Annotated in this window: 21 protein-coding genes and 1 riboswitch; of the genes, 11 read left to right on the top strand and 10 right to left on the bottom strand. The window is 65.3% G+C overall.

What is annotated here, in order from left to right; genetic code table 11:
* Positions 1–603, bottom strand: coding sequence for a cob(I)yrinic acid a,c-diamide adenosyltransferase (gene cobO, locus F4827_RS26620; protein WP_183729105.1), 603 nt, complete (start codon positions 601–603; stop codon positions 1–3).
* Positions 604–612: 9 nt separating this feature from the next.
* Positions 613–1,032 (bottom strand): cobalamin biosynthesis protein, encoded by a 420-nt coding sequence (locus tag F4827_RS26615; protein WP_183729366.1) that lies wholly within the window; start codon positions 1,030–1,032, stop codon positions 613–615.
* A 275-nt stretch (positions 1,033–1,307) separates the two neighbouring features.
* Positions 1,308–1,570, top strand: a riboswitch (cobalamin riboswitch).
* Between the two features lie 222 nt (positions 1,571–1,792).
* Between F4827_RS26615 and cobW the strand changes: the two genes are divergently transcribed.
* The 4 genes from cobW to F4827_RS26595 all read left to right on the top strand — a co-directional run bounded on the left by cobW (position 1,793) and on the right by F4827_RS26595 (position 8,484).
* Complete coding sequence (gene cobW / locus F4827_RS26610; RefSeq protein ID WP_183729102.1) at positions 1,793–2,893, top strand: cobalamin biosynthesis protein CobW; 1,101 nt, start codon at positions 1,793–1,795, stop codon at positions 2,891–2,893.
* A gap of 48 nt (positions 2,894–2,941) precedes the next feature.
* On the top strand, positions 2,942–6,742 hold the full coding sequence (cobN, locus tag F4827_RS26605) for a cobaltochelatase subunit CobN (RefSeq protein ID WP_183729097.1): 3,801 nt from the start codon (positions 2,942–2,944) through the stop codon (positions 6,740–6,742).
* Between the two features lie 3 nt (positions 6,743–6,745).
* A complete protein-coding gene (locus F4827_RS26600) occupies positions 6,746–7,798 on the top strand; it encodes an ATP-binding protein (RefSeq protein WP_183729094.1) in 1,053 nt (350 codons plus the stop codon).
* Positions 7,799–7,875: 77 nt separating this feature from the next.
* A complete protein-coding gene (locus F4827_RS26595) occupies positions 7,876–8,484 on the top strand; it encodes a VWA domain-containing protein (RefSeq protein WP_183729362.1) in 609 nt (202 codons plus the stop codon).
* Between the two features lie 12 nt (positions 8,485–8,496).
* Here the strand turns inward: F4827_RS26595 and F4827_RS26590 are convergent, their stop codons facing one another.
* The 5 genes from F4827_RS26590 to cobG all read right to left on the bottom strand — a co-directional run bounded on the left by F4827_RS26590 (position 8,497) and on the right by cobG (position 14,564).
* The gene (locus F4827_RS26590; RefSeq protein WP_183729091.1) at positions 8,497–9,447 is read right to left on the bottom strand and encodes a flagellar brake protein; all 951 of its coding nucleotides are present in this window, start codon (positions 9,445–9,447) and stop codon (positions 8,497–8,499) included.
* Between the two features lie 623 nt (positions 9,448–10,070).
* Positions 10,071–11,777: a precorrin-3B C(17)-methyltransferase gene (gene cobJ, locus F4827_RS26585; protein ID WP_260175430.1), complete on the bottom strand. Its 1,707-nt coding sequence runs from the start codon at positions 11,775–11,777 to the stop codon at positions 10,071–10,073.
* On the bottom strand, positions 11,765–12,496 hold the full coding sequence (locus F4827_RS26580) for a precorrin-2 C(20)-methyltransferase (RefSeq protein WP_183729089.1): 732 nt from the start codon (positions 12,494–12,496) through the stop codon (positions 11,765–11,767). The genes cobJ and F4827_RS26580 overlap by 13 nt, the downstream gene beginning before the upstream one ends.
* A complete protein-coding gene (locus tag F4827_RS26575) occupies positions 12,497–13,123 on the bottom strand; it encodes a precorrin-8X methylmutase (RefSeq protein ID WP_183729086.1) in 627 nt (208 codons plus the stop codon).
* Complete coding sequence (gene cobG / locus F4827_RS26570; protein WP_260175429.1) at positions 13,116–14,564, bottom strand: precorrin-3B synthase; 1,449 nt, start codon at positions 14,562–14,564, stop codon at positions 13,116–13,118. Before cobG ends, F4827_RS26575 begins: the two co-directional genes overlap by 8 nt.
* 229 nt (positions 14,565–14,793) lie before the next feature.
* On the opposite strand from cobG, the gene cbiE reads away from it, so the two are divergent.
* The 5 genes from cbiE (at position 14,794) to F4827_RS26545 (ending at position 20,247) form a co-directional block, all read left to right on the top strand.
* Positions 14,794–16,017 carry a precorrin-6y C5,15-methyltransferase (decarboxylating) subunit CbiE gene (gene cbiE, locus F4827_RS26565; RefSeq protein WP_260175428.1) on the top strand — a complete coding sequence of 408 codons (1,224 nt, stop codon included), beginning with the start codon at positions 14,794–14,796 and terminating at the stop codon, positions 16,015–16,017.
* Complete coding sequence (locus F4827_RS26560) at positions 16,014–16,757, top strand: cobalt-precorrin-6A reductase (RefSeq protein WP_183729078.1); 744 nt, start codon at positions 16,014–16,016, stop codon at positions 16,755–16,757. The genes cbiE and F4827_RS26560 overlap by 4 nt, the downstream gene beginning before the upstream one ends.
* The gene (gene cobM / locus F4827_RS26555; RefSeq protein ID WP_183729075.1) at positions 16,754–17,485 is read left to right on the top strand and encodes a precorrin-4 C(11)-methyltransferase; all 732 of its coding nucleotides are present in this window, start codon (positions 16,754–16,756) and stop codon (positions 17,483–17,485) included. The genes F4827_RS26560 and cobM overlap by 4 nt, the downstream gene beginning before the upstream one ends.
* Positions 17,486–17,703: 218 nt before the next feature.
* On the top strand, positions 17,704–18,570 hold the full coding sequence (locus F4827_RS26550) for a DUF5672 family protein (RefSeq protein WP_183729072.1): 867 nt from the start codon (positions 17,704–17,706) through the stop codon (positions 18,568–18,570).
* 219 nt (positions 18,571–18,789) lie between these two features.
* On the top strand, positions 18,790–20,247 hold the full coding sequence (locus F4827_RS26545) for a methyltransferase domain-containing protein (RefSeq protein ID WP_183729069.1): 1,458 nt from the start codon (positions 18,790–18,792) through the stop codon (positions 20,245–20,247).
* Positions 20,248–20,303: 56 nt separating this feature from the next.
* On the opposite strand, the gene F4827_RS26540 is transcribed toward F4827_RS26545, so the two are convergent.
* Both F4827_RS26540 and F4827_RS26535 read right to left on the bottom strand, forming a co-directional pair.
* Positions 20,304–21,779 (bottom strand): sodium:solute symporter, encoded by a 1,476-nt coding sequence (locus F4827_RS26540; RefSeq protein WP_183729066.1) that lies wholly within the window; start codon positions 21,777–21,779, stop codon positions 20,304–20,306.
* A complete protein-coding gene (locus F4827_RS26535) occupies positions 21,776–21,991 on the bottom strand; it encodes a DUF3311 domain-containing protein (protein ID WP_183729062.1) in 216 nt (71 codons plus the stop codon). The genes F4827_RS26540 and F4827_RS26535 overlap by 4 nt, the downstream gene beginning before the upstream one ends.
* A 316-nt stretch (positions 21,992–22,307) precedes the next feature.
* On the opposite strand from F4827_RS26535, the gene F4827_RS26530 reads away from it, so the two are divergent.
* Together F4827_RS26530 and F4827_RS26525 are read left to right on the top strand one after the other, a co-directional pair.
* Positions 22,308–22,991, top strand: coding sequence for a MarC family protein (locus tag F4827_RS26530; RefSeq protein WP_183729059.1), 684 nt, complete (start codon positions 22,308–22,310; stop codon positions 22,989–22,991).
* A gap of 119 nt (positions 22,992–23,110) precedes the next feature.
* Complete coding sequence (locus F4827_RS26525) at positions 23,111–23,944, top strand: class II glutamine amidotransferase (RefSeq protein WP_183729057.1); 834 nt, start codon at positions 23,111–23,113, stop codon at positions 23,942–23,944.
* A gap of 36 nt (positions 23,945–23,980) precedes the next feature.
* Here F4827_RS26525 and F4827_RS26520 read toward each other — a convergent pair whose 3' ends face one another.
* Positions 23,981–25,984 carry a PAS domain S-box protein gene (locus F4827_RS26520; protein WP_183729054.1) on the bottom strand — a complete coding sequence of 668 codons (2,004 nt, stop codon included), beginning with the start codon at positions 25,982–25,984 and terminating at the stop codon, positions 23,981–23,983.
* Positions 25,985–26,062: the final 78 nt, after the last annotated feature.

The raw sequence follows: 26,062 nt of genomic DNA, 5'->3' as shown, positions 1-26,062 counted from the left end.
TCAGAACTCCACGCCCTTTTGCGCTTTCACGCCTTGCTCGCGGTACGGATGCTTCACGAGGCGCATTTCGGTGACGAGGTCGGCGGCTTCGATCAGCGCGTCCGGGGCATGGCGGCCCGTGACCACGACGTGCTGCATCGGCCCGCGTGCGGTGAGCACTTCCAGCACTTCGTCGAGCGGCAGATATTCGTACTTGAGCACGGTGTTCAGCTCGTCGAGGATCACCATCGCGTACTCGCCGCTCTCGATCATGCGCTTCGCTTCGTCCCAGCCCTTGCGCGCGGTGGCCACGTCGGCGTCGCGATTCTGCGTGTTCCAGGTGTAGCCGTCGCCCATCGTCACGAAATCGCAGTGCGCGACGCTCGCGAGGAAGTCGCGCTCGGATGTATGCAGCGCGCCCTTGATGAACTGCACGACGCCCAGCTTCATGCCGTGGCCGAGCACGCGCACCGCCATGCCGAACGCCGCCGTGCTCTTGCCCTTGCCGGTGCCGGTGTTGACGATCAGGAGGCCTTTTTCTTGGGTCGCGGCGGCCTGCTTTTTTTCGTGGCCTTCGCGGCGGCGCTGGGTCATGCGCTGGTGCGATTCGGGGTCGGTTTTCATCGTCGCGGATCAGTCCTGTAGTTGGTTCGGATTTACGTAATCGGCGGAGTTTGCGATAGCGGCGAGCGCCACCGTCACGCCGTCGAGCGCGAGTTTGGCGCGCACGAGCGGGCCGCCATTCGCCGCCAGGCGCGCGCAGGGTTCGCACACGCCCGCCACGCCGAAACGCGCCTGCGCAGCGGCGCTCGGCGCCGATTGCAAGGCATCGGCCGCAAGCGCGCTCACCTGCTCGCGCGTGAAGGTTCGCAGCGGCAGCGCATGCGCGGCGCAGAACGCCAGCAGAGCGGGTTCGGCGGCCTTCGCGTCGAGCGTGGCCACCGCCTTGATCTGCGCGAGCGTCCATCCGGCGAGTCCCGCCTGCGCAGCCCGCACTGCCGCCTCGATCTGCCCGAGCGTCACACCGCTGCGGCAGCCGATGCCCACGGCCAGTCCAGCGGGAGCATGCGGGAGCACGGGTTCGTCAGGCACGGTGTTGGCGGATTGGGAGCGGTTCACGTGGAGGCGGGTGCAACGGATCGCGGAGGACGCACGAGCGGGGCGCAGCGAGCGCCCGAGCCTGCGGGCGTGGGCTTTCCGCACGATTGCGCCTGGCGCGCCTGGCGCGCCTGGCGCACCTGGAATTGCGCGCTACGATAGCACACGCTCAAGCGCCCGCAGCGCGGCTTCAACGGCGGCGTCCGGTTGACGCAGGGGGGCCCCGCGCCTACACTCGCACGCACTCTGGTGCTCGCGTGCGCGATCGTTCTGCACGCGGTTAAACGGGAATCAGGGAGCTATCGCGCAGGGTGAATACGCTGCGATAGCCAGCCTGAACTGCACCCGCAACGGTACAACGAGCGCATCGGCCGCAAGCCGATGCACGCCGCTTCAAGGTACGCCACTGCGCGAGCGGGCCACAAGGCCGCGCGTGGGAAGGCGAAGCGGCGCCTCGTCAGTCCGGATACCGGCCAGATACGCGGGACGCGCGCTGCGGGAATGCGGCGCACCGTCCATGATTTCCATGCGTCAGCCGGGTTGGGCCCGCGACGCGTCTTTGACCGAAGCCCTGTTTTGCCTCGTTCCATCGTGCGACGCCCGCCCAGCGGCAGGCGCGTGACGCGTTGAACCGGCCAGACCCCGGTGAAGATGCTCAGGCCCATACCGTGCGCGGCGCCATCCACCTGCGGCCCACGCGCCGAAGGAGCACCCCATGCAAATGCGCAAGATCCCCGTCACCATCATCACTGGTTTTCTCGGCAGCGGAAAAACCACGCTGATGCGTCACATCCTCCAGCATGCTGGAGGCCTGCGCGTCGCGGTCATCGTCAACGAATTCGGTGAGCTCGGCATCGACGGCGAAATCCTGCGCGGTTGCGGCATCGGCTGCGACGAGAACGGCAACGAAACAGAAGGCCAGCTTTACGAACTGGCCAATGGCTGCCTGTGCTGCACGGTGCAGGAAGAATTCTTCCCGGTGATGGAGCAACTGCTCGAACGCCGCGGCGACATCGACCATGTGCTGATCGAAACCTCGGGTCTTGCGCTGCCCAAGCCGCTCGTGCAGGCCTTCAACTGGCCGTCGATCCGCAACGCCTTCACCGTCGATGCGGTCGTGACCGTGGTCGACGGCCCCGCCGCCGCGAGCGGCCAGTTCGCCGCCAACCCGCAGGCCGTCGACGAACAACGCCGCGCCGATCCGAACCTCGATCACGAATCGCCGCTGCACGAACTGTTCGAAGACCAGCTGTCGGCCGCCGATCTCGTCATCCTCAACAAGACCGATCTGATCGACGAAGCGGGCCAGGACGCGCTCATCGCCGAACTGCGCGAGGAACTGCCGCCGCAGGTGAAGATCGTGCGTGCGCAACATGGCCAGCTCGACCTGCATACGCTGCTCGGTCTGGAGGCCGCTTCGGAAGAAAGCATCCATCTGCGCCACGACCATCACGGTTCCGCCGACGATGCCGACCATCATCACGACGAGTTCGATTCGGTGGTGGTCGAAGGCGCGGTGATGTCGCGCGATATCGCCGTCGAAGCGCTGCAAAAGCTCGTCGACGATCACACGATCTATCGCGCAAAGGGCTTCGCCGTCCTGCCGGGCGCACCGATGCGTCTGGTGATCCAGGGCGTGGGCCGTCGCTTCGACAGCTATTTCGACCGCCGCTGGAACGCGCAGGAAAGCGCGGCGCTGGCGGACGGCAAACTGGCGAGCCGCTTCGTGCTGATCGGCGAAGACCTCGACGCCGCCACGCTGCAAGGCGCGTTCGACGCGGCATTGGCCGCAGTCACCAGCGCGGTTACGCAATAAGCGTGCTTCGGCACGCGTCTTTTTCAAGCTTGCACTGACGGAACCGCCATGCATCTTTTGCGCACCACACCGGGCGGTTTCATCGACGATACGCAGGGCGTCATCCGCATCGACCAGCAGCCCGCCGACATCGTCGTGCTGAGTTCCGCCGATACGACGCTCGCGCTGCTCGCGAGCGTCGTGCCGCGTCTGCCCGCGGGCTTTCCCAGCGTGCGGCTCGCCAACGTGACCTATCTGCGCCAGCCCGCCTCGGTGGACTTTTACGTCGACGATGTCCTGCAGCACGCGAAAGTGGTCGTGGTCGATCATCTGGGTGGCGAGTCCTACTGGCCGTATGGCATCGAGCAGGTGACGACGCTGGCCGAACAACGCGGCCAGACGCTCGCGATGTTTTCGGGCGACTTGCAGGAAGACCCCAATCTGATCGCCAAAAGCCGCGCTCAGCCCGAGTTCTGTCGCCTGCTGTGGCGTTATCTGCGCGAAGGCGGCGCGGCCAATGCCGAGGGTTTTTTGCGCGCGCTCGCGTGGCATGCGTTCGGCTTTGGCGCGGAACCGCCGCCGCCGGTCGTGTTGCCTGCCGCTTCGCTGTATCACCCGTCGCGCGATGTGGCAACGGTGGAGGACTGGCGCGCGCGCTGGACGCCCGGCGCGCCCGTCGTTGCGATCCTGTTTTACAAGGCGCATTTGCAGGCCGCCAACACGGCCGCCTTCGATGCGCTGATCGACGCCTTGATCGAGCGCGGCCTCAATCCGCTGCCGCTCGCCATCACCTCGCTCAAGGACGCCATCAGCCGCGATGTGCTCGACCGTCTGGCCGCGCAACTCGATATCGCGCTCGTGCTGAATACGACCGCGTTCGCGGCTTCGTCGCTCGACGATCCGGAGCCGCTCGCGCTGGCGGGCGATGCGCCCGTGTTGCAGGTGATCCTGAGCGGCGGCAATCGCGACGACTGGCTCAAGGACAACCACGGCCTCAATTCGCGCGACATCGCGATGCATATCGCGCTGCCCGAAGTCGACGGCCGCGTCATTACGCGTGCGATCAGCTTCAAGGGTCTTGCCTATCACTGCAAGGACACCCAGGTCGACGTCGTGCGTTATCAGCCCGATGCCGGGCGCGTTGCCTTCGTGGCCGAACTGGCGCGGCGCTGGTGCCGTTTGCGCACGCTGCCGAACGCGCAGAAAAAACTCGCGCTGGTGCTGGCCAACTATCCGATGAGCGAAGGGCGCATCGGCAATGGCGTGGGACTCGATACGCCGGCTTCGGTGGTGAACATCCTGCGCATGCTGGCCGATGAAGGCTATCGCGTGGGCAACCTGCCCGAGGATGGCGAAGCGCTCATGAACACGCTCACGCAGGGCGTGACCAACGACCCGGACACGCGCGCGCTGCGGCCCGCGTGGCAGAGCCTGTCGATCGACGATTACCGCGCGCATTTTACGCAGTTGCCCGTGGACGCGCAGAACGCGCTGATCGCGCGCTGGGGCGCGCCGGAGCAGGATCCGACCGTGCGTCGCGGTCGCTTCATGATCGCGGGCTGGCGCTGCGGGCAGGTGTTCGTCGGCATTCAGCCGTCGCGTTCGCGCGGCGACGACAGCTACGCGAACTATCACGACGCCGATCTGGTGCCGCCGCACGCGTATCTGGCGTTCTTTTTCTGGCTGCGCGAGCACTTTGGCATCGACGCGATCGCGCACGTGGGCAAGCACGGCAATCTCGAATGGCTGCCGGGCAAGAGCGTGGCGCTGGCCGACACCTGCTGGCCCGACATGGTGCTCGGGCCGCTGCCGCATCTGTATCCGTTCATCGTCAACGATCCGGGCGAGGGCAGCCAGGCCAAGCGCCGCGCCCAGGCCGTGATCGTCGATCACCTGATGCCGCCGCTCACGCGCGCCGAAAACTACGGGCCGTTGCAGGACCTCGAACGTCAGGTCGATGAGTATTACGAAGCATTGATGGTGGACCCGCGCCGCGCGAAACTGCTGCGCAAGACGATTCTGGCGACCATCATCGAGCACAAGCTGCACGAAGAATTGAGCGTGAGCGCGCCGCAGGACCAGCAGGGCGAGGACGAACTGCTCACGCGCGCCGATGCTTACCTGTGCGAACTCAAGGAAGCGCAGATCCGCGACGGCCTGCATATCTTTGGCGAATCGCCGCAAGGCACGCAGCGGCGCGACACGCTGCTGGCGCTCGGGCGCTACGCGTGCGGCGATGGGCAGGGCGCGAACGCCGGTTTGATCGACGCGCTGGCGCGCGATTTCGGCATCGATCATCTGCTGGATGCGGCAAGCGTCGATTGGGCCGCGCCGTGGACCGGTGCGCGGCCCCTGGCGCTTGAGCAGGCGATCGACGCGCCGTGGCGGCATACCGGCGATACGCGTGAACGACTGGAAGCGCTGGCTGGCGCGCTGCTCGCGGGCGCGTGCGAAGCCCCCGATGCCCCCGACGCCATCGATGAAATCGAGCAAACGCTGCCGCGCGCCGCGCGCGTGATCGCACGTTTGCGCGACGATGTTTTGCCGCGTCTCGATGCGTGCGGGCACGAAGAACTGCGTCAGCTGCGGCGCGGCTTCGAAGGCCGCTTCGTACCGCCCGGCCCGAGCGGTTCGCCTTCGCGCGGCCGCCCCGACGTGCTGCCCACGGGTCGCAACTTCTATTCGGTCGACACGCGCGCGATCCCGACGCAGGCGGCGTGGTCGCTCGGTCTGAAATCCGCACAACAGCTGATCGAGCGGCATTTGCAGGAGCATGGCGACTATCCGCGCGCGATCGGTCTTTCCGTGTGGGGCACGGCCACCATGCGCACGGGCGGCGACGATATCGCCCAGGCGCTCGCGCTGATCGGCGCGCGCCCCAAATGGGCGGCGGGCAGCCAGCGCGTGATCGACTTCGAGATCATGCCGGTCGAGGCGCTCGATCGCCCGCGGATCGACGTGACGTTGCGCGTGTCGGGTTTTTTCCGCGACGCGTTCCCGAACGTCATGCATCTGTTCGACGCCGCCGTGCAGGCCGTGGCCGAACTCGACGAACCCGCGCATCTGAACCCGCTGCGCGCGCGCATCCAGCGCGAGCGCGACGCCTTGATCGCCGATGGCATCGAAGCGGGCGAAGCGCGCCGCCGTGCGGGCTGGCGCGTATTCAGCGCGAAGCCTGGCGCGTATGGTGCAGGCTTGCAATCGATGATCGATCACCGCCAATGGCAGAGCGACGCCGATCTCGCGCTGGCCTACCAGGCGTGGGGCGGCTATGCGTATGCACAGAAGACGGGCGGCGACGAAGCGCGCGACGCCTTCCGCAAGCGCCTCGCCTCCATCGACGTGATCCTGCAGAACCAGGACAACCGCGAACACGACCTGCTCGATTCGAACGATTACTACCAGTTCCAGGGCGGCATGGCGGCGGCGGCGCGGCACTTCTCGCAGGCGCAGCCCACGCTCTATCACGCCGATCACAGCAACCCCGCCGCGCCGCGCATCCGCCCGCTGCATGAGGAAATCGCGCGCGTGATCCGCTCGCGCGTGGTGAACCCCAAGTGGATCGACGGCGTGAAGCGCCACGGTTACAAGGGCGCGGCGGAAATGGCCGCGACCGTCGATTATCTGTTCGGCTATGACGCGACCGCGCGCGTGGTGGGCGATCACCAGTACGCGCTGGTCGCCGACGCCTACGTGCACGACGACGACACGCGCGCCTTCATGGAGCGCCACAATCCGCACGCCTTGCACGCGATCTGCGAACGTCTGGTCGAAGCGATGCAACGGGGTTTGTGGCAGGAGCCGGGCGAGCATCGCGCGCGGATCGAACAGCGTCTGCTCGAAACCGGGCAGAAGATGGAAGGACGATAAAACATGAATCAGGCAGCGGCGCGTCCCGCCTTTCCCTTCACCGCGCTGGTCGGCCAGGCGTCGTTGCAGCGCGCCTTGCTGCTGGCGGCCATCGACCCCGCGATAGGCGGCGTGCTCGTGAGCGGGCCGCGCGGCACCGCGAAATCGACCGCGGCGCGCGCGCTTGCCGCGCTGCTGCCCGATGGCGCATTCGTCACGCTGCCGCTGGGCGCGAGCGAGGAAAAGCTGATCGGCACGCTCGATCTCGAAGCCGCGTTGCGCGAGAGCGCGGTGCGTTTCGCGCCGGGACTGCTCGCGCGCGCACATGACGGCGTGCTCTATGTCGACGAAGTGAACCTGCTGCCCGATGCGCTCGTCGACGCCTTGCTTGATGTGGCGGCAAGCGGCGTGAACACGGTCGAGCGCGACGGCGTCTCGCATACGCACGATGCGCGTTTCGTGCTGGTCGGCACCATGAATCCGGAAGAGGGTGAGTTGCGTCCGCAACTATTGGACCGCTTCGGACTGATGGTCGAACTCGACAATCGCTACGACACGGCCGAACGACAACGCATCGTCAAGGCGCGGCTCGCGTTCGATGCGAATCCGCAGGCGTTCTGCGCGGCGCATGCCGAAGCGCAAAGCGCGCTGGCCGCGCGTATCGCGGCGGCGCGTGCGGCGCTCGAATCGCTGGCGTGGAGCGACGCCGTGCATGAACGTGCCGCGCAACTGTGCGTGGAAGCGGCCGTCGACGGCATGCGCGCCGATCTGGTGATGCTGCGCGCGGCGCGTGCGCTGGCGGCGCTCGAAAGCGCGGCGCAGATCGCGCCCGAACATGTCGATCAGGTTGCCGATGCGGTGCTCTTGCATCGGCGTCGCGCATTGCCGGATCAGCCTTCGCCGACACAACAACAGCAGCAACACCAGCAACAGCCGCAGCGTCGCGATGAATCGCAGAAAAGCCTGCAGTCCGAAGTAAATGCAGGCTCGCAACCGGATTGGGGCGAACTCCCGCCCGAGCCCGTCGCCGCTAGAGCGGTCAAGGGCGTGATCCCGCTGCCAGCAAAAAAACGCTGACCCGTCGGGCAAGGACCGCTGCCCAGGCACAGGGCGGCGCACGACGGCGTGAAGGTCCAGGAGCCGCGCGAGCGCGCATCGCGCGCCAACCCGAGCCTGGCGCGCGCCTTGCATGGCCCGCCACGCTCGCCGCCAAACGCGGCACTGCGCTGCGCGCGGAACACCTGCGCTACGCGCAGCGCAAGACCGGCACCGGCGCGCTGCATTGCTTCGTGCTCGATTGTTCGGCGTCGATGCTCGCACATGGTCAGCTTGCGCTTGCCAAAGGGCTGCTGATTGCGCTATTCGATCGCGCGCGCGCCGAACGCGTGGAAGTGGCCTTGATCTGCTTTGGCGGCGCGCACGCCGAACTGCGCTTCGGGCCTGCGGTGCCGCGCTGGTGGAACGAGCGCTGGCTTGCGCCCATCGGTGGTGGAGGCGGCACGCCGCTGGACGCGGGCATTGCGCGCGCCTCGCAACTGCTCGACGCGGCGGCGCGGCGCGACCCGGCGCGTGAACGCCACCTCTGGCTTTTCAGCGACGGCCGCACCACGCAATGGCCCGCGCGACCGCGGCTGGCGGACCACATCACCGTGGTCGATTGCGAGGCCTCGAACCTGCGCCTCGGGCGCTGTCATGCGCTGGCGCAGGCGTGGCAAGGCGAGTGCGTCGATGTGGATGCGCTGATCGACCGGTCGCTTTCGTAGTAACTGGTCGCTTTAGCGGGCCGCGCCGGTCCAGTACAGCACGTCGTCCTGACGATCGAACACGTAGACCTTCATCGCCATCTGGTCGGCGGGCGAGAGTCTATCGAGTTCGAGACCGAGCGTGACGAGCGGCTCGGGGCCGTCTTCCTGATGGACGTTACGCACGACGGCGCTGGTCTCGATGATCGAATCGAGTTCGCCCGAGCGCAGCCGCCAGGCCACGCGCAGACGCTCGCCGACCTTGGCGAGCGCCCACGGCGCGGCGATCGACAGCCCGAGCGCACTGACGCCGCGTGCGAGCGCGACACCTTGATAACCCGTGGTTTCCTCGCCGATGCCAAAGCGCACCGGAAACTGCGCGCGTACGCGGATCGATTTGCGCTCGCGCAGCATGCGGATATTGGCGGGCTTCGACAGCAGCAGGTAGCCAAGCGGCGCCTGATACATCGCGTGAACCGTGCAGACGAAGCGATAAACGGCGTGGCTCGCGATCGCGACGATTTCGACGTTCTCGCCGGGGGTGATTTCTATCGGGCGACGATCCACGTAGGGAAGGGTGACGAAGATCGCTTCATTGGGCGCGACGCCGATCAGCTTGCACGGATGCATGGGCGCGCCGCTCGCGCCCTGTTGCGGGCGCAGGCCCATGAGCGCGCCGATCGTCAGATGCAGGTCGCGGACGGCGAGGGCGGTGTCCTGTTGCTGGGGGGGGACGGGCTCGCTGGGGGGCGGCTCGCAGTCGCCGCGTCGCGGGGCGAAGTGGCGAAACAGGAAGTCGCGTTCCATTTCGCCTATGAGCGTCGCGCCGACGTCGAGCAGTGGCGTGCCGTCGGCATCGACGAGCGGCCAGTCGAGTGGCTGGCCGAGTGCGATGTCGGCGGGGGAGAGGGGGGCGGTGGGGGCGTCCACGGGGGCCGCTGTCGGAGTGGGGGCAGCCTCGGTGGCTTCAATGCTATCGGTCATCGGCGCGCGTCCTGCGGGTGATGGGATCACTGTGTTTACGGCGCGATTGCGCGGAGTTTTAGGGTGGGGGTGGGTTGTGGTTATGCTGGGTGGATTGTTGTGTTGGCATTTCCTTGTTGTCGTGTCGGTCTATTAGCGTTGCCCCTGTGCGGGGCAGCACCTACTTTTCTTTGCCGCGGCAAAGAAAAGTAGGCAAAAGAAAGCCGCTACCACCGCCAGTGCTTCGCGGTACACCTACAGCCTATAAAACAGAGTGGCGCCCGGGCAGCGCCCGCATCACGCGCCCAATATCGGAGTGGTGCCACCCGCACATCCGGGGGCGCAAGCGCCCCGTGGGGCATTACGCAAACCGCAGGTTTGCGCCTTCCTTCGCAGACCCAACCGTTGTGAGCGCAGCGAACAACGGGATGAATGACTGCCTTGTCACTCCGATATTGGGCGCGTGGTGGGAGCAATGCCCAGTCACCACTCCGTAGATGGGCGAGAGGTGGACGGCGTCAATTTAGCGGTTTGAGCGGCTTTCTTTTGCCTACTTTTCTTTGCCGCGGCAAAGAAAAGTAGGTGCCGCCCCGCACAGGGGCAACGCTAATAGACCGACACGATCACAAGGAAATGCCAACGCGCTACTTATACCAACGCGGCGTATAAACCCACTCATCCATCGAGCCATCACGAGCGCCTTCCCGCCCAAACCCCCGCGTAGCGGAAGACCCGACGATCACCATCGTGCGCATATCCACATCCGACGATTGCAGCTCGCCAAGCGTCATCGCCCTGAGCGTTTCCCCTGGCCGCCCCACATCGCGCCCCAGCACCACCCGCGTTTGCGGCGCACGCACCGCGCGCACGATCTCCAGCGCCCGATCGAGCTGCCAAGGCCGCGCACGAGAAATCGGGTTATAGAAAGCCATCACAAGATCGGCCAGCGCCGCATGATGCAGACGCTTTTCGATCACAGCCCACGGCTTGAGATTGTCCGAAAGCGACAGCATGCAGAAGTCGTGACCCAGCGGCGCGCCTGCTTGCGCAGCCGTGGCAAGCGCGGCCGACACGCCCGGCACGATCCGCAGATCGACACGACGCCAGCGCAGATCCTCAGCCCCCTCAAGCGCTTCGAGCACCGCAGCGGCCATCGCGAACACCCCCGGATCGCCCGACGACACCACCACCACGCGCCGTCCCTCACAAGCCAGTTCAAACGCATGGCGCGCCCGCTGCAACTCCTCGCGATTATCGGTGGCGTGGCGCACCTGACCCGGACGCAATGGCCCGGCCATCTCCACATAAGTAGCGTAACCGACGATATCGGTCGCTTCGTCGAGCGCGGCGCGCGCCATCGGCGTGAGCAGATCGGCGCACCCTGGCCCGAGGCCAAGCACGGTCAGGCGTCCGCGCGCGCGCCCCAGCGTGGAGACGTCGAGCGGTTCGTCCGCGACGCCCAGCGTGATGCCATGTCCCGCTTCGATAAGTCGATGCGGCTCAGGCAGCTTCAATGCGTCGAGCGATTCGCCATCGACAAAACGCAGCGGCACGCCCAGCGCCGCTGCCGCCTGTTCGAACGCGGCATCGCCCATGTGCTCGACGGGCGCGACCAGCGCGGCGAGCGCCTGTTCAGCGAGGCCGTTCCCAGCCAACGCTTCGCGCACGTATTCAGCGAGCAAGGCAGGCGATTCGGTTGCGCGCGCAACCACTGAACGCGGATGAATCACCAGATGTTCCGGATTGCCGTCCCATGCCTGCGGGCTCACACGAATCGCATGGCGCGCCGCGGCGTTGCGCGGTAGATCGACGTTGTCGAGCCAGGGTGCGTCGCCGTCGATGCGCGTGGTGTCGCCCGCGAGCAGATCCGAGACGAAGCGTTTGCCCTGCGTGAGACTCGATAAGGCATAGCCTTCGGGCGGATTGAGCAGGCAGGTGCCAAAGCGCAGTTCGCCGCTCGTGGTGATCGCAGGCGCGATGCCAAGCGCCGCGCCAATCGCGCGCGCCATCACATTGACACCCGTGAGGCCGCCGAGCAGCGGTACGACCGCGCTGCCGTCTTCGGCGAGTGCGAGTACGGGCGGCTCGATGCCCTTGTTGGCGAGCAGCGGCGCGAGGCAGCGGATCACGATGCCCGCCGCGCACAGCGCGATGAGCGGCGTGCCGCGCCGGTAGAGTTCGCGCAGATGCTCGCCCAGTTCGGTGAATGCGATGTCGCCTTGCGCGCGATCCTGCAAGGCGTGAATCTGCGCGCCCGCATAGAGCGCCTTCACGCGCTGTGCGGTGGCAAGCGCGCCGGGGCCGAGTATGACCACGGCGGGTGCATGCAGCGCGGGGCTCAGCGTTGCCATTTTTCCCCCGGCACGACCAGCAGCGAGAAGTAGGGCGATGCCATCGGATCGACGTCATCGAGCGGTACGATGCGCTGGTTCGACATCGTTGCGCGCTCAACATAAAGCGCGCGATCGGCCAGACCGAGATCGGTCAGCACACGGCGAACTTTCTCGAAGTTACGGCCGAGTTTCATGATGACGGCGGCGTCCGCATCGGCCAGGCGGCGGCGCAGTTCGTCCTCGGGCAGCACGCCCGAGAGCACCGAAAGGCTCTGGTTCCGGTACACGAGCGGCACGCCCAGTACCGCCACGCCGCCCAGCATCGAGCACACGCCCGGCACGACTTCGGCTTCGAAACGCATGGCGAGGCGGTCGTGCAGATACATGTACGAGCCGTAGAAGAACGGATCGCCTTCGCAGATCACGGCCACGTCGCGGCCCGCGTCCAGATGCGCGGCGACGGTTTCGGCCGCGCCGTCGTAGAAGTCGCCGATGATCGCTTCGTACGAGAGCGGCGGCTCCAGCGCTTCGGTGGTCACCGGATAGACCAGCGGCAGTTGTTGCTGGCGCGCTTCCAGATGGTCTTCGATGATGCCGAACGCGTTGCCCTTTTTGCCCTTCGCGACAAAGTACGCAACCACGGGTGCGGCCTTGATGAGGCGCAGCGCCTTGAGCGTGAGCAGTTCGGGGTCGCCCGGACCCACGCCGATGCCGTGCAGTCGTCCTTTGATGGACATTTATTCGATCTCCGAAGCAAGTGCGTTGACGGCGGCTGCGGCCATGGCGCTGCCGCCGCGGCGGCCATGCACGACCACGAAGGGCACGCCGTGCGCGGCGCTCGCGAGCAGCGCTTTCGATTCCGCTGCGCCCACGAAACCCACCGGCATGCCGAGGATCAGCGCGGGGCGCGGCGCGCCGGCCGCGATCATGTCGATGAGGTGGAACAGCGCGGTGGGCGCATTGCCGATGGCGACCACGCTGCCTTCGAGATGCGGACGCCACAGTTCGAGTGCGGCGGCCGAGCGCGTATTGCCCATTTCGCGCGCGAGCGCGGGCACGGCGGGATCGTCGAGCGTGCAGATGACTTCGTTGCCGGCGGGCAGGCGCGTGCGGGTGATGCCGAACGCGACCATCTTCGCGTCGCAGAGAATCGGTGCGCCGTTGGCCAGCGCCGTGCGGCCAGCGGTCCCCGCGCCTGGCGAGAAGGCCAGGTCGGCGGCCACGTCGACCATGCCGCAGGCATGGATCACGCGCACGGCGAGTTTTTCGAGGTCGGCGGGAATGCGCGAGAGATCGGCTTCGGCGCGGATCGTCGCGAAGGACTCGCGGTAGATCGCCTGGCCGTCGCGGATGTAATCAGACATCAGAGGTGCTCCGGGGCCGCTGGGCAGTCAGTTGCGTGAGCATCTGCGCAGCGGCGTCGATCGTCAGGTGGCTCGCGACGGCGCGGCCGAATGGGGCCATGTGCGTCGCGTGCTGTTGGTCGTGTTGGTGGTGGTCGTCGCCTTGTTCGTACAGTTCGTATGCGCCGGGCGCAACGGCGAGCAGCGTGTACGGCGCGCGATGAGCGGCGGCGCAGGAGCGCTCGCAGCCGCTCAAGTGGACGTGGACCTCAGGCGGCAATTGGCCGGCCAGACGCAGGGCGTCGGCCTTGGTATCGGCGCGGCTCTTCGCGCAACCCGCCGATCCCGTGCAGGCAATCGTGCGTGCGAGCGGGTGGGCGGGATCGGTGATCAGGCCGAGCGTCTGCAGGTTTTCTAGCACGTCCTGCGCGTTGCCGTTATCGATATTCGGCAGGATCGCGCCTTGCCAGGGCGTGATGCGCAGTGTGCTGTCGCCGTGCGTTCGCGCGAGCGTGGCGAGGGCATGCAGCGTGGCGGCGTCGAGGCGCGCCAGCGGCGGCTGGCAGCCGATGTAGACGGTGCCGTGTTTCGATTCATGGACGCCCAGGCGCAAGGCCAGATCGACTCCCGGGTGATGCCAGCCGCGCTCGTGCGCGATGTCGAGCGGCGCGTGATCCTGCGCCCGTTGCAACACGGCTTGCGCGCCATGCGTCGCGACGATTTCCCTCATGCGCGTCTGCCCGGGCTGCGCGAGATCGAGGAAGGCGTGCAGCAGCGCTTCAATGAACGCGATCGCATCGGCGGCGGCAATCGAGCCGTGCGCGCCATCGGCGGGACAGCCCGCGAGACCGAACGTGAAGCGCACGGCTGCGCCGCGCGCGGCGGCGGCCAGCCAGATATCGTGCGGATGATCGAGCGCCGCAAGCTGCTCGCCGCCATCGATCAGCAGCGCGAATTTGGGCGAAAGCGCTGCGAAACGCGGTTCGCCTTGCAGCATCGCGACGATGGGCGCGGCGAGTGTCGTGGTATCGATGAGCGCTGCGCGATCCAGGCCAGCGAGCGGACTGAGCATGAGGTTGCGCAGTTCGTCGGCGATACACAGATCGGCGGCTTCGCTTGTGGCATTCGAGGGTCCGAGGCCTGCTTCGACCAGCGCGGCCGTGAGCGCCGCCTCGCTACCCGCGCGGATGCCGCGCACCTGGAGGTTGGCGCGATTCGTCAGTTCGAGCGTGCCGCTTGCATGGGCGATGGCGGCTTCGGCAATCGCGTGTGCCTGCGTGGACAGCAGCACGCCGCCCGGCAAACGGACGCGGCAGAGGCCGCCGTCGAGCGCCGCGACGACCCGCACGAGCCCCGGGCATGCCGAACGGCGGGCAGCGGCCCATGCTGCGGGCGACGCAGCGGACGTAACGGACAAAGCGAACGTAGCAGACGTAGCGGCGGGCTTCGAGTCGTGATTCAAGGGAGCACTCGTGTCGGGGATCGCGCGGTCGCCAGACCCATGGCCCAGTGCTGCGGTGGCCTGGCATCAGCGCGGCGCGAGCGCTGGCAGCATCGGCAAAGGCTGCGAAATGCGCGCGAAATTCGCGGTTTTCGGGCCCGTCGGGCGCCAGCGGAAGCGGTATTATGCCCGTTTTCCAGCGCGATCCGCGAATCCAGACGGGCCGCGCGCAACGCATGACGGAGCACGGATGCAGGGCAGGCGAGCGTGGCTGACGGTGATCGGCATAGGCGAGGACGGATACGCGGGGCTCGGGCGCGCCGCGCGCCGCGCGCTTTTTGCGGCGACGGTCGTGACGGGCGGCGCGCGCCATCTGGCGATGTTGCCCGCGCGCGTGCAGGCGCGCCGCCAGGTGTGGCCTCAGCCGTTCAGCGTCGAGCCGCTGCTTGTGCTGCGCGATACCCAGGGCTCGGTGTGCGTGCTGGCAAGCGGCGATCCGATGTTCTACGGCGTCGGCGCGACGCTTGCGCGCCAGCTTGGGGCCGCTGAGTTGTGCGTGCTGCCGGCGCCTTCGTCGCTGTCGCTTGCGGCGGCGCGGCTTGGCTGGGCCTTGCAGGACACCACGGTTGCCTCGCTGGTGGGACGGCCGCTCGATGCGCTGCGTCGGCATCTGTATTCGCATTCGCGCGTGCTTGCATTGAGCGCCGACGGGCACACGCCCAAAGCCATCGCGGCCTTGCTCACCGCGCAGGGTTTTGGCGCGTCGCGCCTTGCCGTATTCGAGCATCTGGGCGGTGCCCAGGAGCGGCGCATCGAAGGCCGCGCCGATGCCTGGCATCTGGACGAAGTCGCTGCGCTCAATCTCGTTGCGTTCGAATGCGAAGCCGCCGATGAAGCGCCCGCCCACGCCTGGACGCTCACGCCGGGCTTGCCCGACGATGCCTATCGGCACGACGGCCAGATCACCAAGCGCGACGTGCGCGCGCTCACGCTCGCACGTCTCGCGCCGGTGCCCGGTGCGCTGCTCTGGGACGTGGGCGCGGGCAGCGGCTCGATCGGCATCGAATGGATGCGCTCGCATCCGGCTTGCCGCGCCATTTCGATCGAAGCGAACGCCGCGCGCCAGCGCTTTGTCGAACATAACCGCAACGCGCTGGGCGTGCCCGCGCTGCAACTCGTCGCGGGACGCGCGCCGGATGCGCTCGATGGACTTGCCACGCCCGACGCGGTGTTCATCGGCGGCGGTGTCACGGTGCCGGGCGTGCTCGAAACGTGCTGGGACAGGCTGGCGCCTGGCGGACGGCTGGTGGCGAACGCCGTCACCGTGCAGAGCGAAGCGGCGCTCGTAGCCTGGCGTGAACGACATGGCGGCACGCTCACGCGTATCGGCATCGGCGAGGCCGAAGCGCTTGGCCGCTTCGATACCTGGCGTCAGGCGCTGCCCGTGACGCTGTACGAAGCGATCAAGCCATGAGCGCACGCGTGTTGTTGCTTGGCGGTACCGGAGACGCACTGCGTATTGCGCGCGCACTCGGCCCTGAGCATGTTTATAGCCTTGCGGGCCTCGGCCGCGTGCCTGCCGATCTGAGCTGCGCGGTGAGGGTGGGGGGCTTTGGCGGCGCGCCAGGACTCGCGCGTTATCTCGCCGATGAGGGTATCGGCTGTGTTCTGGACGCCACGCATCCCTACGCGGCGCAGATCAGCGCGAACGCTGCGCGCGCATGCGAACAGGCGAAGCTGCCGTACTGGGCGCTGCGTCGCGCGCCCTGGCAGCCGCAACCCGGCGACGACTGGCGTTGGGTGGACGACTGGGCCGGCGTGGTCGAAGCAATCAAGCCCTACGCACGCGTGCTGTTTACGCTGGGCCGCGAGCCGCTCGCGCATCTGGGCGAAGTGCCGTTGCATCAGCACTGGACGGTGCGCTGTCTCGATGCGCATCCGGGCCACGCTCGCGCGCAGGTGATCGACGCACGCGGGCCTTTTACGGCTGAAGGCGAGCGGATGCTCTTCAAAACAGGGCGTTACGACGTGATCGTCAGCAAGAACAGCGGCGGCGCGGCAACCGGAGCAAAGCTTGGAGTCGCGCGCGAAATGGGCTTGCCGGTGGTCATGGTGAAGCGTCCGTCACTGCCGCCCGCGCAACGCGAATTCGCATCGGTGCAGGAGGTGCTGGACGCGCTCGCGGATCTCAATCAACGGAAGATCGACGCATGACTGTTTTCTTTATCGGCGCGGGACCAGGCGACCCCGAATTGATTACCGTAAAGGGCCAACGGCTCGTGCGGACCTGTCCGGTCATTCTTTACGCGGGATCGCTGGTGCCTCCCGCGGTGCTGGAAGGTCATCGCGCGCAACAGGTCGTGGATACTGCGCCGCTGACGCTCGATGAAATCGTTGCGCTGCTGGAAAGCGCACATCGCCGGGGCCACGATGTGGCGCGCGTGCATTCTGGCGATCCGTCGTTGTACGGCGCGATCGGCGAGCAGATTCGACGTTTGCGCGAGCTTGGGATTCCTTATGAAGTGGTGCCGGGCGTGACGGCGACGGCCGCCTGTGCGGCCGCGCTTAGCAATGAGCTGACGCTTCCGGGTATTTCGCAGACCTTGATTCTCACGCGTTATGCGGCCAAAACGTCGATGCCGGAAGGCGAGGCCCTGGGCGATCTCGCGCGTCATCGCGCGACGATGGCGATTCATCTGGGCGTGCGGCATATCGCGCGCATCGTCGAGGAACTGCGGCCGCACTATGGCGATGATTGCCCGGTGGCCGTGATTTATCGCGCAAGCTGGCCGGATGAGGAGCGCGTGACGGGCACGCTCGCGGATATCGTCGGCAAGGTGCAGGCGACAGATATCGAGCGCACGGCGTTGATTCTGGTCGGGCGCGTGTTGGGCGCAGAGGGTTTTGCGGATTCGAAGTTGTATGGGATGGGGAAGCGGTAGGCGGGGCTGCAAACCATACGAAGGCAGCGCATTGAGCTAGCGCAAACGTGTAACAGATACGCCGCCAATTGATTTCGCGACGCGCGTTTCTGCGTTGAGGCTGTTGCAAAATCGCGGCTCGGAAACTGGCAGGAATCTGCAACCCATGATGTTGCCTAACGTATCGCCTCGCCACTGGCACCTTGGGTTTTCAGTGTTCACTGCTTGCGGAGCGGGAAATGAGTGAACGAACTTTAAACGTAAGCAGTCCGTCGCGAAATCTGCGCGACGTCACGCTCTGTGCCGTCGATACCGTCAATCCTGCAATCGCGGCGCGTGCTCTCGATCTATCGCTTGCGCAGTGCGATTTCGGCGACGCGCTGCTGATCGCACACGTCGACGCGCCAACGCGGGCGCGTATCGAAAAGATCGAACCGCTACGCTCGCTGGCCGAATATTCCCAGTTCATGCTCAAGCGCCTGGTCGATTACATCGCCACGCCGTGGGTGCTGGTTGTTCAATGGGACGGCTACGTGCTGGACGCTTCCAGATGGAGCGACCGCTTTTATCAGTACGACTATATCGGCGCGCGCTGGCCCAACGCCAGCAACTTAAACGATGTGGGAAATGGCGGATTTTCGCTGCGCTCGGCAAAGCTGCTGAAGGCGCTGGCTAGCGACCAGTTCGCGATTGAAGCCGGCGCAGTAGAAGACGTCCTGATCTGCAGCACCTGGCGCGAGGCGCTGGAAGCCGATTACGGAATCCGCTTTGCGCCCGGCGACGTTGCCGACGAATTCGCCTACGAGTACGCGGTGCCCAGGCAACCGACCTTCGGCTTTCATGGGTTCTTCAATATGTGGCGGCACATTGAAGACAGCGCGATGTTCGAGATTATCGATGGTCTCGATATCGAGACCCTGGCGTCTCCCCGAGGCGTGGCCTTACTGAAGGTCTACTGCGATCTACGAAAATTTGCCTGTGTGCGCGCCATATACCGCCGCTACCGGGCGCATTTGAGCGTAGCAGAGGTCGCGCACGCATTCGTGCGCAATCGTTTGAGTGACGATGCCGCGCGAGAATATGTGAACATCTGCGAGCGTAGTTAAGCTGCTTTGTGCAGGGCCGTCGTCGCATACGTTCCCGCTGATTCATCACAAGATTGAGCGTAATTTAGGCTCGCTGAGGCAGGTCATCGGGCTTATCCGCGATATTTGAGATTTGCGCCTGACTATCATCACGCACGTATCAAGTCTTGACTCAAGGCTGGACCACGTGGGTGATGATGAGCGCACAGCCTTGAGGCCTACCGATCAAACGGCCCAAATATGTCTCCATCGCACATCCATCTCTGCATCATCCAGCCGGGCGCTCACGTCCCGGCACTAGGCTTTCTCGACCAGGTACGTTTCTTTCGCTATCAGTTCCGGCGGTTGGGCGCCGAGGTGACCATCGGCAAGAACCGTCTGCGGCATGATGCGATCAATTTCATCTTTGGCGCTCACACTGGATTCGACCAGAAACTCACGCAGCGCTACCGCTGTGTATTCGTGAATCTGGAGCAACTGGGCGAACTTGGCGCACAGGTTTCGCCTGACTATCTACGCCTGCTGCGTGCGGCGCCGGTCGTCGATTATGACGGGCGCAATGTGAGTGCCTATGGCGCAGGCGCTTGCACTTCCATCGTCTCGTTCGCCTACGCACCTTACCTCGCCGCCGAAGGTCAGCAGCCCATTGAAGAACGGCCGCTGGACGTTCTGTTCTTCGGCAGCATGAACGAGCGGCGGCTGCAATTGCTGCGCGAAATCGAAGCCGCGGGCTGTAAGGTCAGCGTGCTGCCGTTCGGTATTTTTGGCGCTGAACGCGATGCGGAAATCCGCCGGGCCAAGGCGGTTTTCAACTGCCACTTCTACGATAGCGCCCGTTTCGAGCAGGCTCGCGTATTCCATTGCCTGTCTCTTGGCACCCCGGTCATCAGCGAGCGCACATCAGGCACGCAAGCGCCCCCGCAGTTCGATGACAGCGTCTTCTGGGTGAGCGCCGATAACATCAGGACGTTTTTCCAGAAGGAATTCGGCGCATCGTCTTTCGCCTATACCGCGCGAGCGCGTCTCGCTGCATTTTGCGCGCATGACGTGCTCGATCAATACGCCATGGCGCTCGAAAGCGCGCAACAATATTTCGCAGGGCAGTTCACGGCATCCACGCCATGGCGTCCGGAGCGTGTGCATATCGGATCGGGCAAGGACTACATGCCGGGCTGGCTGAATCTGGACATACTGCCGCGCGCCGAACCCGATGTGCTGCTGGATCTTTCTGTGCCGCTGACCTTGCCGAAGCACCTGGATAGCTCGTTGGCCGGTCCGGTTGAATTGCGCGCGGATGCCGTCGATTTCATCTATGCAAATAATGTGCTGGAACACGTCGCTGATCTGACGCAGTTGATGGGCAATTGCCTGCGACTGCTCAAAACAGGCGGGCAGATGTTAATCGAAGTGCCCTACGAAAAAGCGCGCAGCGCCTGGCAAGACCCCACACATGTACGCGCTTTCAATGAGAATTCGTGGATCTACTACGCAGACTGGTTCTGGTATCTCGGCTGGTTCGAGTCGCGCTTCGCAATCGTCGCGCTGGAGTATCTCGACGAAAAACTCGCGGTGACCACGCTCGAACACGCTCACTTCATGCGTGTGCGTTTGCAGAAAGTGGCGACGTCCGCACAGGAACGCACAACGGCGCGTGCTGTACGACCGGACTTCGGCGGCATTCCAGAAGACGTGATCTAAACGAAAGAGGCCGACAACGTCGGCCCCAATCATTTACAACCCGTACATCACTTCATTTAATGCGCGCCTGCATGCTCGTGATCGGCATGCGTATGCGGTTGCGTCAGCACACTCACCGCTGCGAGCACCGCGATATTCACGGCCAGCGCGAGAAAGCCGATATTGATGTCCTTGAGCGCATCCGGTGCGAAAGGAATCAGTTGCGCGACGCTCACATGCGTTACCGTCGTGATGATGACCACGGCCACGCCGGACAAAATCCCGCAAAACGCGCCTTGTTTCGTCACGCGATTGCGCGTCGAAAGACTGCACACCAGCGCAGGGAACAACTGCGTGACAAAGTTATAGCCCATCAACAGCAGCGCCACGATGGTTTCGCCGCCATTGAGCGTGAAGCCCACCGCCACCAGCGCGATCACCGGCACGAAGAAGCGCGCGAGTTTCGCCACGCGTGCGTCATCGGCCTGTTTCATCATGGCGCCGCGATACACGTCGTTGGCGATCAGCGTTGAGGCCGTGGTGAGAATCATCGAACCCGGCACGAGCGCGGTGAGCACGCCGGCCGCACCGATTACGCCCACGAACCACGGATCAAAGGTCTGCAACGAAAGCCGGAACAGCGAAAGATCGATATTGCCGCCCTTGAGCCCCGGCACCTTCAACACCGCCGCGAATCCGCAGAAGAACACGAACAGCAAAATCAGTTGATAGAGCGGCAATATGGCGGCATTGCGGCGGAAAATGCGTTCGTCCCTGGCGGTATAGACCGATCCGAACGTATGCGGCCACATGAAGAAGCCCATCGCCGTGAGCAGCACGGTCGACTGGAACCACGCCACGCTCTGGCCTTTTGCGGGGAACACCAGGAATCCAGGCCTGGCGGCGTCGATCGCACGGAACATTTCCGACATGCTGCCGTAGTGGTGAATCGGCAGATAAATGCCCAGAAACACGGCGATGGCGAGAATCATCGTATCCTTCACGACCGAATTCCACGCGCAGCCCCGCACGCCCGAGACGATCACGTAAGCCGTCACCACGGCCGCGCCGATCCAGATTGCCGCCGTCGACGAAATCGCGCCGAAGGAGGCCGTCGTCACGATGATCCCGAGGCCTTTGAGTTGCAACACCAGATACGGCACGAGCGCAAGCACGCCTACGCACGCGACCAGCACCCCCAGCGCGGGGCTGTTGTATTTGCGCGCGAAAAAGTGCGGCTGCGACATCAGCCGGTGTTGCTTGGCGTAGCGCCAGACCGGCGGCAGCATCCAGTACGAGAGGATGTACGCAAGCGTGCCGTAGCAGAGGATGTAATAGACCGGCGCGCCCTTGCCGTAGGCGAAGCCGCTGCCGCCAAGGAAGGTGAAGGTGGTGTAGATCTCGCCCGCCATCAGCAGGAACACGAAGGCGGTGCCGAAGCTGCGTCCGCCCACCGACCACTGTTCGAGACTCATGTCGTGCCCGCGCCGCGCACGCATGCCCAGATAGAGCGCGACGAGCGTGATCGCCACGATGATGACGAGCGCGCTCATGGCCGCACCTCGCTTTGCATATCGGCAGGCAGGCGGTTGACCGGATCGAGGCGGTAGACGATGGCCATGATCGCCGATGTCAGCACGACCCACATGACGATCCACGCCAGCACGAGCGGCATGCCGAGTATCAGCGGTTCGGTGCGGTTGACGAACGGCACGCCCAGCAGGATGCCGATGAAGGGTAGCGCTGCGAGCAACCTCAGTGACATGGCAACTCCTTTTTGTAAAAGGGGAACGTCGCGACCGGGTCAGAACGATTCACTCTATGCCCGTGAACGCACCCCGTAAAGCTGCCAAAAATCCCGTCAGCGCCTTGCGCGCGCCTGTCATTCGATGCTGCGCCGCGTCACCCGCAAGCAGATTTCGTGCGCGCGCAGCGCATTCAGCGGGCACGCCGCAGGCCGATCCAGTTAAACTTCCCGCACTCTGGCGGCATGCGCGCTTTGAACCGCTTTAACCGATTTCGCGCTGCGCGCCGCCGCACTATTCGATGCCCGCACCCGCCCCGTTTTCCGGATCGACTTCATGATCGAGAGCCTGATTTCAGACATTCTTTTCGGTTTTACCGGACTGATCAGCATTATTAACCCCATCGGCATCGCCTTTGTCTTTCTCGATCGCACCGCCACGCTCACCGACGAGGAGCGCCGCCTGCTCGCCAAGCGCGTCGCCACCAATGCGGGTTTCGTGCTGCTTGCGGCGTTTTTCGTCGGCACGCCGATCCTGCACTTCTTCGGCATTTCGATGGAAGCGCTGCGTATCGGTGGCGGTCTCGCGGTGGCGGTGAGCGGCTGGCAGATGCTCAACGCGCCGGAACCGGAGCCGCCCGCGGCGAGCGATCCGTCGGTCAGGCCCGTGAGTGCCTGGTCGGCTAGCGGCAAGGCTTTCTTTCCGCTGACGGTGCCGCTCACGACTGGCCCTGGCTCGATCGCCACGGCCATTGCGCTGAACGCGAACCGCACGCACAAGCTTTCGGCGTGGCTGCTGTCGAGCATCGCCTCGCTGGTGATTTCGCTGCTGGTCGTGCTGGTGATTTACTACGTGTACAGCCGCGCCGCGCGTCTGGCGCAGTATCTGGGCGTGGAGGGCACGCGCGTCGCCGTGCGCGTGTCGTCGTTCCTGTTGTTGTGTATCGGTGTGCAGATTATCTTGACCGGCCTGACCGGTTTTCTCACGCCGATTGCCGCGGGGCTGCACGCAGCCAATTGAAGCGGCAGTCAAGCGTTGAAGTCCGCGGCGAACTAAGCGGCGAACTGAGCGGCCAACGACACGGTACACTGCGTGGCTGTGCGCGAAGGCAATCGCCGATCTGATCGAGGGAGGCAACGATGTGCCGCTGGCTTGCTTACACGGGTAATCCGATTTCGCTCGAAACCGTGTTGTTTCGGGCGCGCCATTCGCTGATCGACCAAAGCCTGCATTCGAAGCTTGGCGCGACCACCACCAACGGTGACGGTTTCGGCCTTGGCTGGTATCAGCATCCGCACGATATTCCCTATCGCTATCGCAGCGTGCATCCCGCCTGGAACGATCGCAATCTACGCGAACTGGCAAGGGCCGTGCACGCGCCGTTGTTCGTCGCGCATGTGCGCGCGGCCACGCATACGCCGGTGCAGGAGACCAACTGCCATCCGTTCCGGCATCGGCGCTGGATGTTTGCCCACAACGGGTTGATCCAGAGTTTTCCGCTCATGCGGCGCGAGTTGCTGCTTGCCATCGATCCTGGGCGCTTCAATGCGCTGGAAGGATCGACCGATTCCGAGGCGATGTTTTATCTCGCGATGACCTTCGGTCTGGAAGTCGATCCGGTGCCGGCGCTCGAACGCATGGCCGGTTTTATCGAGGCGACCGCACAAAGGCACGGCATCGAGCCGGCGCTCAATATGACGGTCTTTGCCAGCGACGGCGAGCAGATCGTGGCGGTGCGCTATTCGAGCGAGCACAACTCGCGCTCGCTGTTTCACAGCACCTCGTTCAAGCATTTGCGGGAGCTTTATCCCGACGATCCGCGCATTGCGGCGGTGGGCGAGGATGCCTATCTGCTGGTATCGGAGCCTATCGTCGACTTGCCGGAAGCCTGGGCCGAGGTACCCGAATCCACCGCCATCGTGGTACGCGGCCCGCAGATCGAATATCGCGATTTCAAACCGGTCGCGCCCTAACGCACCTTGACACGCCCTTACGCGCCCTGAGGTGCCTCAGATCTGCGGATGCGAGCTTGTCCACGCCACGCGCGCTGCACGCCGGGCCGCGGCGCGCGCGAGCACTTCGTCGAACAGCAGCACATCGACAGGCTTGACGAGGTGCATTTCAAAACCCGCTGCACGCGTGAGTTCGATATCGGCGGCCTGGCCGAAGCCCGTCATCGCGGCGAACACCGTATGCGAGAGCGCTTCCAGCGTGCGCAGCTCGCGTAGCGCCGCGTAGCCGTCGATCTCCGGCATGGCGATGTCGATCAGCGCGGCATCGGGCGTGAAGCGCTCGGCCCATTCGCGCGCCTGGGCGGCGCTATAGGCCACGCGCACCTCGTGGCCCTTGAGTTCGAGCAGCATTGCCAGACTGTCGGCGGAATCGCGGTTGTCGTCCACCACGAGCACACGCAGCGGCAAGGATTCGTCGTGCGCGAGCACGGTCTGTCCCACCGTGCTGATCAGCCCCTCCACCGCCAGATCCACGTGCGCCGCGTTGCTTGCGCGCGCCAGCGGCAGACGGATCGTGAAGGTGCTGCCCGCACCCGGCCCGTCGCTGGTAGCGGAAATGGCGCCGCCGTGCAGTTCGACCAGCGAGCGGCACAGCATCAGGCCGATACCCAGGCCGTTTTCGGCAGGTCCCGGCATCGAGCGGTCTTGGCTGAAGAGGCCGAAGATCGATTCGAAGGTTTCGGGCCGCAGGCCGCGCCCTTCGTCGCGCACCTGGATCTGCACGCCGCGCCCGGCCAGTTGTACCTCGACGACGATGCGGGTCTGGTCCGGCGAAAATTTCGAGGCGTTGTGCAGCAGGTTCTGCAAAACCTGCACGAGGCGCGTGTGGTCGCCGGTCATGGGCAGGGGCGCGGCGGGCAGGATCGCTTCGACGTGCTGGCCGCGCGCCGCCGTGAACGGCTGCGCCGCTTCGAGCGCATCCTTGACCACCTCGCGCAGATCGAGCGGCGCTGCGCGCAATTCGATCTTGCCCGAGGTGATGCGGCCCACGTCGAGCAGGTCGTCCACGAGACGCGTGAGATGGACGATCTGGCGGTCGATCAGATCGCGCGCGCGTTCGACTTCGGGACTCTGCGCAGTCATCAGGCGCATCGTGGCGACCGCGTTGCGCACCGGCGCGAGCGGATTGCGCAGTTCGTGCGCGAGCATGGCGAGGAACTGCTTCATCTGCTCGCTCGAATGCTCCAGTTCGTCGGTGCGGCGGCTTTCGGTCATGTCGCGCGTGACCTTGGCGAAGCCGGTCAGCCGGCCATCCGCGTCGTGAATCGCGGTGAGCGTGACGTTGGCCCAGAACATCGAGCCGTCCTTGCGCACGCGCCAGCCTTCGTTGACGCAGCGGCCCAGATCGGCGGCGCGGCGCAATTCTCGCTCGGGCACGCCCGCCGCGATCTCGTCGGGCGGAAAGAACACCGAAAAATGCTGGCCGATGATTTCGGCGGGCCGGTAGCCCTTGAGATTGGTCGCGCCGCTATTCCAGCTCACCACGCGGCCCTGCGCGTCGAGCATGAAGATCGCGTAATCGCTCACGCTTTCCACCAGCAGGCGGAAGCGCTCTTCGGAAAGCCGCAGCGCTTCGACCTGGCGGCGCTCGGCTGTGAGGTCGCGCGTGACCTTGGCGAAGCCCGCGAGCGAGCCGTCCTGCTCGCGCAGCGCGGTGATCACCACATTGGCCCAGAACATCGAGCCGTCTTTGCGCACACGCCAGCCTTCGTCGTTGAAGCGGCCATGCAGCGCGGCCTGTTCCAGCTCGTGCTCGGGCCAGCGTCGGGCGTTGGCCTCGTCGGTGTAGAAACGGGAAAAATGCTGGCCGATGATCTCGTGCGCTTCGTAGCCCTTGATACGCGCGGCGCCCCGGTTCCAGCTCACCACATGGCCGCGTGGATCGAGCAGGAAGATCGCGTAGTCCTCGATGGGCTGCACGAGCGCCTCGAAGCGGCGCCCGCTGTGGCCTTCGGCGGACAGGGCGGCAGCGGGTTGCATCGCGGAATCGGACTTGGTCATGGTCCTTTTTTAATCGGCAAAGATGAAACGCGACTCAGGCGGGCAGGCGCTCGCGATGCGCCTTTTGCTGCGTTTTGG

It is taken from the genome of Paraburkholderia bannensis (assembly GCF_014200455.1).
GTDB classification, from domain to species: domain Bacteria; phylum Pseudomonadota; class Gammaproteobacteria; order Burkholderiales; family Burkholderiaceae; genus Paraburkholderia; species Paraburkholderia bannensis_A.
The sequence above is the reverse complement of the archived record's forward strand: the minus strand, read 5'-3'. Positions and strand labels throughout refer to the sequence as shown.